The 11,808-nt window shown below is 57.4% G+C and carries 8 protein-coding genes; all 8 read right to left on the minus strand.

Going from position 1 to position 11,808, the window contains the following annotated elements:
- Nucleotides 1-15: 15 nt before the first annotated feature.
- A complete protein-coding gene (locus WCO56_16090) occupies nt 16-1,737 on the minus strand; it encodes a multiheme c-type cytochrome (protein ID MEI7731098.1) in 1,722 nt (573 codons plus the stop codon).
- Between the two features lie 330 nt (nt 1,738-2,067).
- Nucleotides 2,068-3,759, minus strand: a complete 1,692-nt coding sequence (locus WCO56_16095; protein MEI7731099.1) for a hypothetical protein — start codon at nt 3,757-3,759, stop codon at nt 2,068-2,070.
- A gap of 2 nt (nt 3,760-3,761) precedes the next feature.
- A complete protein-coding gene (locus tag WCO56_16100; protein MEI7731100.1) occupies nt 3,762-6,212 on the minus strand; it encodes a CARDB domain-containing protein in 2,451 nt (816 codons plus the stop codon).
- Entirely contained in the window at nt 6,213-8,426 is a 2,214-nt protein-coding gene (locus WCO56_16105) for a BatA domain-containing protein (protein MEI7731101.1), read from the minus strand. It lies immediately after the preceding gene.
- Between the two features lie 6 nt (nt 8,427-8,432).
- Nucleotides 8,433-9,335 (minus strand): DUF58 domain-containing protein, encoded by a 903-nt coding sequence (locus WCO56_16110; GenBank protein MEI7731102.1) that lies wholly within the window; start codon nt 9,333-9,335, stop codon nt 8,433-8,435.
- 35 nt (nt 9,336-9,370) lie between these two features.
- On the minus strand, nt 9,371-10,513 hold the full coding sequence (locus WCO56_16115; GenBank protein MEI7731103.1) for a MoxR family ATPase: 1,143 nt from the start codon (nt 10,511-10,513) through the stop codon (nt 9,371-9,373).
- Between the two features lie 389 nt (nt 10,514-10,902).
- Nucleotides 10,903-11,304 carry a PIN domain-containing protein gene (locus WCO56_16120; GenBank protein ID MEI7731104.1) on the minus strand — a complete coding sequence of 134 codons (402 nt, stop codon included), beginning with the start codon at nt 11,302-11,304 and terminating at the stop codon, nt 10,903-10,905.
- A complete protein-coding gene (locus WCO56_16125) occupies nt 11,295-11,567 on the minus strand; it encodes a hypothetical protein (protein MEI7731105.1) in 273 nt (90 codons plus the stop codon). The genes WCO56_16120 and WCO56_16125 overlap by 10 nt, the downstream gene beginning before the upstream one ends.
- Between the last annotated feature and the right edge of the window lie 241 nt (nt 11,568-11,808).

Raw genomic sequence — 11,808 nt, forward strand, 5'->3', positions numbered from 1 at the left:
TTCCGTTACCCCTGATCAGGGTTTAGCAATTTCCGCCTTCACCTTTTCTTCGGCAATCTTCAGCAAATTCCACGTATAGGCGTTGTTATGCACGCCATAGGAGCCATCGTGTTCAACCAAGTAGAGACCGAACCGGGCCTGAACAATGTTAGCCGGCAACCCATATACCGCATTTGTCTGAATGGCAGCCGAGGCCCCCACCCACTTGCTGGCTGAAATCGCGGCCGGCCGGTTGGTCGAAAGCTGCCCCACACTAGTGAACTCCCATGCCAGGTAATTGGTGCCAGCATTGGTGCGCAACTGGATGGAAGCTTTGGTGACGGCCCAATAGTTCAGGTTGGACTTCACGACTTGAATCTTCTCACGGGTCGCTTCCTGAGTAAATTCCATGAGCACATTCATCCAAGTTGCATCCCCGGTATGACACTTAAGGCACACATCGAAGCTATCCACCTCGAACTTATGCTGGGCAAGTCCGCTCGTCGGCGAATCCTGCATATGGCAGGTAGCGCATTGATCCTGGGCCAGTTTATAGTGCGGTGACATGGTCAATTGACCAATATTAGTGGCTATCTGGAAGGTGGTCGGGAAGTTTCCGTTCAAGATATTATATTGGGGGGAGTGATGCGGCGGACGGCTGGTTGAGGCAGGATCGGCGCCACGGGAATTATGACACTGGCCGCACACGCTGATATTCGGGTTATATTGGTTGGAAAAGGCAATCGAGGTGTTATAGGTAAAATAATTGGTCGAACTGGTCGGATTACGGAGTTGGAAACCATTGGCAGTTGCACCATGCGGATCGTGGCAGACCACGCAGGTGACACCAATTGCGGCAGCATTGGTACCCGAAGGCAGCGGCTTATTCTTCAAGAAAGATAAACGAACCGCGCCGGAGTGGCAGGCGCCGCAGGAATTCATACGTCCTTGTGACGTTACCACGTTAGTGCTAAGAAAACCACTGGGGGCCGCCGCCACATCAGCCAAAACCGAGGCATGCGGCGTAGTGTGCCACTCATCATAGGTGGGATGATGGGAACCGGTATGGCAACCACCGCACAACTCGCCACTCATTACAATCGCCGGGCGCAGGGTCAAATCGTTCGGGGCGGAAGCGTGCGCCTGTCCCGGGCCATGGCAGTTTTCGCATTGCACACCGGCGAGCTGAGGCGTGGTGGCTTCATTGACGAAACCATTGGGCGTTCCATAACCAACCGTATGACAGGGCAAACAATTCTTATTGGTGCCATTGCCCGCCGCCTTGAGCGTATTGAGCGCGCCGAAATGGCGGGCTGTCATTTCCGAGGCATGAATGTTGGTATGGCAGGTGCCGCAGGTGGCCTCCCCGACATATTGCGGCGCAGGAGCCGAAACGGCGAACACCTGCAACGGCGCTTTGGCCGGCAAGACCACGGAATTCGCATAGGAACGGCATACCAAGTTGGACACCGTCTTGCCACCCACCGTGGTATATTCATAGAGCTTGTACGGCGTCTCGCTGTCATTGAAGCCCGCCGTCCACTTGACGATGATCCGGCCACCATTGGTCGCAATGGTGGTCACCGTCGGCGCCGAAAATTGTTTCCCACCCAAGCCACCGGCAAAGGTGTTGGTCATGATAAGGGTCTGCGCCGAGGCGGACGCGACCGTCGCCAAAACCAAGGCCGCCGCAAGGAGGCCCGTCTGGAGACTGGGCTGTTTCAGGTTGAGGATGAGGGTTGGCCGGTTGATTTTCATAACTACAATGGCTATGGGTTGACGTTTACGTCTTGCTGACTGCTCTGTTTGATTGCCGTTCTATGCACATCCTTAGTCTATGCATCCCGGTGATTGTGACAAAACCTTTCTTGCCATAGATTTGACGTAAATTGCCATCCTATCATATTTAATGACCTTACTTGTAAGTTTATTTAATGCGTAATTCCTTATCATGACAAATTAAGTCACGTATCAGATACACTTACATAGAAAAACACACCCCATCAGATTCGGTGTATTTTTGAGCCGGAAATCCGGGGCACAATATTGAGAAAATCGCCCTATTTTCAGGCCGGAAATGCTATTCCGCTACTTGCTGCGGATCAGCGCGCCCAGGGTCTCGTTGAGTTTTTCCTGGTCCTTGACCACATCGGTGATGCCGCCCAGGTAATCGTTCACCCGGCTCATTAAATCGGCGCGTTTTTCGCTTTCACTGACCACTTTGATGACATAATGGTCACTCATACCAATCCCCGGTCCGGTAATGTCATTGCCATCCCGCACTTCCATCCAATATTCGATAATGCAGCCTTCCGGCGGCGGCGGGATCAGCGTGGCGAGCTTCCACTCATAACGCCGGCGGAGGTTGCGGGGCAGCTCCGCGCCCAAGTCCAACTCCACTGATTTTTCCGTGCCCTTGTCCACCGCGTCAATTTTATATTTGAGGAAGGCCTTGGCGATGGCGTAGTCGTCGGAGGCGTCAAACCCGATCAACACGGTGGCCTGGCGGGTGACCAAGTCTTCCTTGCGATCCGGATACGTAATCTGCACCACCGGCGGTTTATCCGGCAAAATATCCACCCGATAGACGGCCGGATCCTTGGTCTGGACCCCATACTGATCGGAAAGGTAAATGGAGACGCCGTTCAGGCCGGCATCCGGAATGGGGACGATACCCGTCACTTCCCTGGGATTCTTCGGGTTGACTTCCATGGCTATTTCCTTGCCCAAGCCAACCAGTTTCACAATCCCTTTGGCCACCTCCTTGGAGGCGGTGGCGCGCAATTGCAATTGGCTGCCGGCCAACAGCGCCAGGTCGCCGAGCGGACGCCGCACGGTGCCGAGTTTGGTGTAGGGCGGGAAAATCTGATTACATTCCAGATAGGCCACCTCGGGGCGGGCAATCGCCCGGACTTTAAAGGCGCGCGTGGTGTTATCGCCCAGCTTTACGCGATACGTAAAGTCATCCTGCACATTCTCAATCACCCGCACAAACTTGGCGGGGTCCTGTTTATCGGCATAAATTGCGATTTCTTCCTCATGACCCGAGGCATGGCGGAGCAATAGCGAACCATGGCGCGGGATGATACCCCGGGCGCGCAGCAGGATCGTGACGGCGTCCCCCCGGCCAATGACTTTATCCCCATTCAACACATCCACTCGGGTCTTGCGCGGCACTTCCACGCCGGAAAGTAAAACGCGGCGCAGCAAATCCACACTGGCCTCGCGGGTGATAAAAAACGCCACCAACGCCACCAGCAGCAAACCCGCCGCGACCCGGCCTTTTTTGATCAGAGGTTGCATGGGGACCACCGCCTGCAAATTGACGGTTTCCGCCAGCACTTCAGTTTCCGCCACCAAGGCGCGCGCCAAGCCCAGTGAAGTGCCCGGTGGCACGCCGCCGGGCCGGCCAAATTGAATGGCGGAAATAAACCGGGAACGAAACTCCGGCTTGCCGCGTTCGATCATCAGCGCCATGCCTTCATCATCCGGACGGCGCAAGTAAGGTTGAATGATTTTCTGGAACAGATGCCAACCGAGTGCCCCCAGGTATCCCAACAACAACAGCGCCCGCAGCCAGAGGGGAAAATCAAACCACCAGTCACACAACATCGCGGTGGCCACCACCACCAACCCCACCGAAACCAGCCAGGCGATACCAAGCCCAAGGGTCACCGAGACATGCCGGGCGCGCACCGACGCCAGTTTACCGCGTAACACGGCGCTATCGTAAGCTTGCGGCGCGGCAGGCACTGGTGAAATGTTCGTGGCGTTGGGCATGGTTATTTCAGATGCGCTAATTTCCGCAGAATCCATTCCAGAGTAACCACCAGGAGCAGCAGCAGGAACATGAACCAGGAGGACCAGAGGTCCACCTCGACCGGACTGCGCACGCGCTCCGTTTTGGCGCTGATTTTCTTGGGCAGCGTATGCAAGTCTTCCTCGCGGAAGAAGGCACCACCGCTACTGGCGGCCATATCCTTGAGCAAGGCTTCATTCATGGCCGTCTCGCCCAATTCAAATTTCGGCTCGGTCACATTAAAGTCCAGACGGGTTTCCCGGTCGTGCTCGACAAAGAATTTATACGGGCCGGGCGCCGGGGCAATGAAATCGCCTCGATACACCCCGGGCTGCTCGGGCACCGGGCGCAGCAATACCGCCGTTTCCTGGGCATTGGCGCCCGAATCGGCGCTACGCAGGGAGTAGGCCGCCTTGACCTGTGCATCCGTCAGCGGCTCGAAGCTCATCGTAAATAACCGGGCATAGACGGTGACGCGCTCGCCGGTCATCACGTTTTGGCGGTCCATGGAAAGCTGGGTGCGTTTGGACCCGCCCAACAGACGCTGAAGCCCCATGCGTTGCGATATCTGCCCCCAGAAAGCGACGTAATAGGCATCGCCCACATTACGGCGCCAGCGCCAGGTATTATCCGTGCCGATGAACATCGCCTGGCCGGACCCGTATTGTTGCAGCGCCACGACAGGCATTTTGCCGAAACGCGATTCCTTCACCGGGTCCGGGTCCACCAGGAAAACCTGGGCGGCGGGTTTGGCGCGGGAAACTTTGGAGACCCAATACACCGGCGGGAGTCCCTTCCAGCGGGCGGCGCTTTCGGCCTCGGTATCCGCCAGCCGGAACATGATGCTGTTGCGGCCGGCGCTGGTGAGTTCCAATTTGACCGGCTTTTCGGCCTGGATTTCGCCCACGCCCTCAATCGGCGAGGCTTCAAATTCCACCGGCAACATGCGCTCGATCACCGTCTTGCGATATGCGGCCGGGGAAAACCGCTTGCCCGCCACCATGATGAAGGCCCCGCCAAACCGCGATACGAACTCACCCAGGTTTTCCAGTTGGGCGGGAGTGAAATTACGGGGATCCACGTCCCCGAAAATGACCACATCATATTTGAACAGGTCCTCTTTGCGCTCCGGGAACTTATCCAGATACGGCGAATTGGTGCCCCGCATGATGTGCGGATCGCCCTCGAAGAGCAGGACTTTCGCCTCGACCCGCCGGTCGCGCAACAGCATCGCCTGAAGATAATGGTATTCCCACCGGGGGAATTGTTCGATCATCAGCACTTTGATTTTGTCGTCAATCACCCGCAGGCGCTGCGACTGGGAGTTGTTATCCTGCACGGTTTCATCCGGTCGCGGCGGCACATACGCCTGCAATTCGTAATCACCTTTTTGCTCGGGGGTAAACTTGAGCGGCACCACGGTTTCACCATCGCCTTTAAAGGTGATTTCTTTTTCGTCCACCTTGGTATCGCCCAGTTTGAGCAGCACTTTGGCGGATTCGCCCGCCATGCCCTGGGCGCGGACCCGCACGGTGACCGTCACCTCGTCTTTGACAAACGCGACCTCCGGGGCAAACAGGTTGGCGACAATAATATCGCGCGGCGACGTAATGCCCACGCCATAAATGTAGAGGGGCACGTTTTCCTGGCGGGCCAGCACGGCGATCTCGCGCGGGGCGACGCCGCTGTTGTTGCCACCATCGGTGAGGAGGAAAATGCCGGCCAGCGGCTGCCCGCGTTTGCGTCCCAAGGCGTCGCGCACGGAATCGCCAATGGCAGTCTGCGGGATGCCAGCCGTCCAGGAATCCACCCACCCCAGGGAGGCATCGGGGAGCGGTTTTCCGCCTTCGGGCGTGACGGCGCGGACCAACTCCTGCACGGTCTGGCCAAAAATAAACGGACTGAGATCAAAGTCCTTTTGCAGGCTGGGTAATAAATTAAGGCGCGGATTTTTCATGACCGCCTTGGCCAGGTCCAACCGCGAAATCAAATCCACTTCCTTGAGCCGGGTGCGGTCCGCAGCCTGTTGGAGTCCGCCAGCCGGTTCGAGGATACCCTTGCCAATGGCAGCGCGCTTCTGGTCCGGCTCGGTAATGCGCGGGTCCTTGATCTTCATGCTGGCGGTGCCGTCAAAAAGCACCACCAGAGCGCGGCGGACGTTCCCTTCCACCGTCAGGGATAAAACCGGGCGCAACAACAAGAGCAGCAGCAGGAGAATGAAGAGCATCCGCAGAGAAATCATGGCGTATTTCTGGACCGGGGCAATACCTTCATCGGGCTCGCGGTAAAACCACCAGGTCAGGACGCCGCACACCACGGCCAGCAACAGCACGGTGCCCGCGCCAATGCCACCGGCGAACGTGAGGTTCATGCCAGCAATACGGCTGGCATCCTCAATTTGCGCACCCAATAGTTTTAGCAGGAATTCAGTCATCTATTTGGTGCGGCTGAAATGTTGGGCGAGGAACGTCTCGACCATGGCCAGAATCAGGGCCGCCAGCAACAACGGCAGCCAGAGTTCCATGCCAACCCGTTCCTGGGTGACAATATCCCGCAACGGCACCCCCGGCTTCCACCGGATCACCTGGGCGAGATTTTCCAAATCTTTAAGCTGGCCGGCGGGGATTTCCTCCAGGCTGGACTCCGCCGCATCGGGTTGAGCGGCAAAACGGATCACCTTGGCGGTGTCGCCGGACAAGGAGGCCTCATAAACGCCACTATAGTCCGTGCCGTCGTAGGTCAACGTGGGCAGGCCATGCAGCAATTCCACGCGCCGCAGATCGCGCTGCGGATTTTGCGGATCACCCGGCGGAATGACCACGACATCCCGCCCAATCTGCTCATTCAACAGCCGGTGGATGAACTGATCCCCCACCCGCAGGTTTAACCCTTCATCCTGGCGCTGAACAATGGCCCCCAAGGCGCGATGCAGCAACGGAACAAAGGATGGGCGAACGGCCAGATCATTCCAAGCGGTGTTGGCCGTGCTGCAAAATTGAATCACCCGGCCGAGGCCCCATGACCGCTCCATCAAGGCAGGCTGGCCATCGCCAAACCGCAGCACCACGCGCGGTTCACCGGCCATGGGCAGGCTGGTTTGCCGGGCGGCCTCCAGGTTACGGTTATCGTCCGCCGACCACGCGGCAGGCAGCAATTCAAACGCGCGATAGAAATGGGCGGATGCCAGGGTGCCGTTGGCCGGCTCGTTCCAGAGTTCGACCAACGGATGCGCGTAATCTTTCTCCTGGAGGGTAAAAAACTGATCCTCCTTGTCCACCTGCCCGCGCACCTGCCCGTACGCCGCCGGAAGAAATTGGTATTTCTTCAACAACTGATCGTTGTAAAAATTGACGAGCAGATTGGCACCGGGGAAAATCATCAAGCCGCCACCCCGGCGCAAATATTGCTCCAGCACTGGCAGCGTGGTCAACGGCAGCTCAGACACATTGGCCAGCACCACCGCGTCATAGTCATCAAACCGCGCATTGTTCAATTCGAGCAGATTCATGACCGTGGTCTTGATGAAATACTGGTTCGCCTCCGCCGGCGGCACCGGTTGAAAGGCGTGGCGCAGGAAGAAGGTCTGGCTCTCGCGCGGCTCCCGCCCGGGATCACCGTCCACCAGCAACACCCGCACTTCGCGGATGGCCCGAATCGCCATGGTCCGAACATCATCGGCCGGCACGCGGTCCTCCGGAATGCGGGCCGTCACCCAGTGGTACCCTTCACTGCGAAAACGGGCAAAGACCGAGACGCTCTTGGAGGCCCCGCCCGGCAGCACGTCCACAAACGTCTCATCCTGAGGCGCATCGCCATCCACGCTCAGGCTGACTTTGATGCCCGTAACCTCCTCACGCCCATAGTTACTGACGCGCACTTCCAGGCGAACGGGAAAATTCACCGGCGAGAGCCCGCTAGCCAAGCGCATGCCGCTGACGCCAAGATTCCGTTCCTCGCGGTCGCCCACGAACACGATCCGCGTCTGAATCTGGTCCTTCTTGGCAGTTTCCAGCAGTTTCTGGATGTCCGCCAGATGTTTCCAGCCCACCGCCTGCGTATCGGTAACGAGGTAAATTTCTTTGCGCAATCCGCGCGCTTTGCGCAAGGTATCCACGGCGCGCTTCAAGGAAGGCAGCAGGTCCGTGCCCCGGTCTGAAAGTCGTGCATCCCGCACTACTTTGCGGACGAGGTTCATGTCCATGGTGGGCTCGGCAATCACGGCATTGGCCACGTCCGACCCCAGCAACACAGACACCGAAGAGCCGGCCGGCATGGTGCTGATGGCCTGTTCCCCGGCCTGCTTGCCTTTCTCGAAACGCGACAGCACCCCATCCGTCTGGCTCATGCTGTATGAGTTATCCAGAATCAGGACGCCGGTGACTTTGCCGCCAAGAAAGTTCGTCGCGGACGACCGCAGCGCCGGGCGGGCCAGCGCCAGCGCGATCAACGCCACCAGCACGCACCGCAGGATGAGCAAAATTAAATCCTCAATGCGCATGCGCTTTTGATTCTGCTCAACGCTGGTCTTGAGAAAGCGCATGGCCGCCCACACCACGCGCTGGAACCGGCGGCGGTTCAGTAAATGAATGATGATGGGCACCGCGATGGCGGTGACACCGAACAACAGCCCTAGATTTAAAAACGTCATGGCACGTTATTTCACCGTCGTCCGGGCACGGAAGGCCAGGTACCCGCTCAGCACCTCGGCCAGGGAATGCGCGGTGTTCACGAGCACATAATGGCTCCGATTTTTCTCGCAGCCTTCCCGCAACCGCTTGCGAAACGCCTCGACTTCGGCCAGGTAACTTTTGCGGATTTCGTTCGGCCGGGTCAGGATTTTGGGATGCTGTTCCAATCCGATGAATTCGACCAATCCACGGAAGGGAAACTCCAATTCATGCGGATCCATGACGTGAAACAGAATCACTTCATGGCCGCAGAAACGCAAATGCTGGATGCCGTCCAGAATCTTGTCTTCGTCATCGAAACAATCGCTGATGAGGATGACGATGCCTTTGCGGCGCACCTTGATGGCGGCATCATGGAGGATGTCGGCAATGTTGGTCTTCGCCTTGGGCTCAAACGCCGCCAGCTTCTCCATGATGGTCATGAGCGTGGCGCGATTATCGCTGCGCGGCACGTAATGACGCAATTCCTGGTCAAAAATGGTGAGAGAAACAGCGTCACGTTGCAGAATCACCAGGTAGGCCAGGCACGCTGCCATCATTTTGGCGTAATGTAATTTGGTAATCTTACCCGAGCCATACTGCATGGACTCGCTGCCATCCACCAGCAGGTGCGCGACATAATTGGTCTCCTGCTCGTATTGCTTGATGTAATAGCGGTCGGTGCGCCCCAGGACTTTCCAATCCAGATGCCGGGTGTCGTCCCCGGCGGTGTATTCGCGATGCTGCGCGAACTCGATGGCAAAGCCGCGAAACGGCGACTTGTGCTCGCCCGCCATGTAGCCCTCCACGATAAAACGGGCGTTGAGCCCCAGCATTTCCGCGTGGGAAACCGTCTTGGGATCAAGCAATTGGCTGGCGAGCTTTTCCATCCGGCGTGATTAAGATTGGAATCGGGCAGCCTCGCTTAGGCCAGCTTCTGATGCTGCGGAACGGTTTCCAAAATCTTGCGCGTGATGTCATCCGTGGTGACGCCTTCGCTCTGTGCGGCGAAGTTGGGCGCAATGCGGTGCCGCATGATGGGCAGCGCCACGGCGGCGACATCCTCGCAACTCACATAGTTCTGGCCGTTCAACATGGCCCGCGCTTTGGCGGCCATGATCAGGTTCAGGCTGGCGCGCGGCCCGGCGCCCCACGTGAGCCACTTCTTGCAGAAATCCAGCGCCTCCGGCTGCTTGATGCGGGTCACGCGCACAATGCGCTCCGCGTAGGCATACACATGATCCGCCACCGGCATGCGCCGCACCACCTGCTGCAATTGCAGGATATCCTCCGCACTCAACACCGCCTCCAACTTGGTCTCAACCACACTGGTGGCCATCTTCATAATCTGCAACTCTTCCGCCGTGCTGGGATAATCCACCATGATCAGGAACATGAAACGATCCAGTTGCGCTTCCGGCAGCGGATATGTGCCTTCCTGCTCAATCGGGTTTTGCGTCGCCAGCACAAAGAAGGGGCTGGGCAATTTGTGATCCACGCCGCCCACGCTCACCTTGCGCTCCTGCATCGCCTCAAGCATGGCGGCCTGCGTCTTGGGCGGGGTACGATTGATTTCGTCCGCCAACACCACGTTGGCAAAGATCGGCCCTTGCAAAAACTTGAACGTGCGCTCGCCGGTGACGGGATTCTGGTAAATCACCTCGGTGCCAGTGATATCGCTGGGCATCAGGTCGGGAGTAAATTGGATGCGTTTGAAGGTCAGATGCATCGTTTGCGCCAGCGTGGAAATGAGCAGGGTTTTGGCCAACCCCGGCACCCCCACCAGCAAGGCATGACTGCGGGTGAAGATGGCGATCAGCACCTGGTCAATCACCGCATCCTGCCCGACGATCACCTTGGACAACTCGCCCTTGATGGCCGTGTACGCGGCCTTGAGCCGCTCAATGGCCTGCAAATCCTCGTCACTGACCGGTGGAACTGGCGATGCAACCGGGTCGGCCACAGCGGTTTCCTCAGGTTTACCGCCCAATTTGACGCGCACACGCACTGGCGCATTGGCACTGCCCGATTCAGGGGCGGCCCCCGTACTGTTCTTATCGTCGCTCATATAATAATTAAAACATGCCGGCTCAGGTGACAGGATACATAACGATCCCGCCAAAGCACCAAACCGGGCGAATGATGGGAAAGTTTTTAGCGTACCAACCGCCAATGTCAATCATATCACATCGGCTACCCAGCGCGCGCAGGGCTGCCTCAAGCTCGGTTTGGTTCAAGCCGGAAGCGGCTGTTCAGGGGTTCCCATTGCAGCGGTATTACCCGAACGCAAGTGAATCCGTTAAGCCGATTCCCTCAGCCGGATTATGAAATTCTCTCCCCGAGGGAGAGGAAACAGGTGAGGGGGTACGGAACCACAGACCCTGCCCACCTCGTAGTATTCGTAACGCACCAACGCGCTTGATGAAGCCCTGGTTTCTGGATTTCTGGAATCCCGCCTCACTGCGGTTCGACGACTTTCAGCCCCGGCACATAATCGAAGTGACGCCGATTGAACGTCGCTACTTCGCTACCACGCTCCAACGCCGTGGCGGCCACAATGACATCGTAGGCACTGATCATGTTGCCCTTTGCTTCGAGTTCAGCCCAGATTCGAGCGTGCTCACGAGCGGTGCTCTCCGTGTATGGGAGGATGGGCAACGAGGCAAGCATGGCCTGCAAATACTGCTGGCGCCGCGCCTTTTGCATGCCGGTAGCCCGTTCAACTCCATGCCAAAGCTCGGCCACGGTAATGGCAGCAATCTCAAATGCTTCATCGGGCTGGCGCTCCAACCACCCTTTGAGATCAAACATTCCCTTTTCACCCCGGATGATAACATCCGCATCAAGGATTATTGCCATTTGTCAGTCGGGGTTTGGATGGTTTCTCGCGCACTTCGCAACGCCTCATGCCAATCACGCGCTTCCTTGGCCGACAGATTGGCGGTGGTCAAAGCTTCAGCCAAATCCCGCCCCGTGCAACGCTTTTCGCCTTCCGGCCCGATCCGGGCAAAGGGACGTCCATTCTTCAATAGCACGAAGGAAGTGTTTTGATAATGGGCACGATTAATACAATCCGCAAAGTTGCGTGCCGCCTCCGTCACTGAAATGGTCATCACTTTCATAAAATCAGATTATCATATTTTATGATTTTGTCAAACCCCAAAATTGGTGCGTTCAGGATTGTTTAAGTCAATAGCTTGACCAACACCGCATGCGGGTTCAGACGCATCAGCCGGGGATTCCATGCCAGATGACGCAATAATGAGGTGGGCCGCCCTTGGTGAGTTCGCTTAACCGATGTTATCCAAGAAATGCGGCCGCAATTCCATCAGTTTATCTTCCAGTGAGAAGGCGACCGACATG

Source organism: Verrucomicrobiota bacterium (assembly GCA_037139415.1).
In the GTDB taxonomy this organism is placed as follows: Bacteria; Verrucomicrobiota; Verrucomicrobiia; order Limisphaerales; family Fontisphaeraceae; genus JBAXGN01.

Coding starts and splice junctions, on each gene's coding strand:
- WCO56_16120 (MEI7731104.1), bottom strand. CDS start 11,304: ATGGCAATAATCCTTGATGCGGATGTTATCATCCGGGGTGAAAAGGGA.
- WCO56_16090 (MEI7731098.1), bottom strand. CDS start 1,737: ATGAAAATCAACCGGCCAACCCTCATCCTCAACCTGAAACAGCCCAGT.
- WCO56_16100 (MEI7731100.1), bottom strand. CDS start 6,212: ATGACTGAATTCCTGCTAAAACTATTGGGTGCGCAAATTGAGGATGCC.
- WCO56_16105 (MEI7731101.1), bottom strand. CDS start 8,426: ATGACGTTTTTAAATCTAGGGCTGTTGTTCGGTGTCACCGCCATCGCG.
- WCO56_16125 (MEI7731105.1), bottom strand. CDS start 11,567: ATGAAAGTGATGACCATTTCAGTGACGGAGGCGGCACGCAACTTTGCG.
- WCO56_16095 (MEI7731099.1), bottom strand. CDS start 3,759: ATGCCCAACGCCACGAACATTTCACCAGTGCCTGCCGCGCCGCAAGCT.
- WCO56_16110 (MEI7731102.1), bottom strand. CDS start 9,335: ATGGAAAAGCTCGCCAGCCAATTGCTTGATCCCAAGACGGTTTCCCAC.
- WCO56_16115 (MEI7731103.1), bottom strand. CDS start 10,513: ATGAGCGACGATAAGAACAGTACGGGGGCCGCCCCTGAATCGGGCAGT.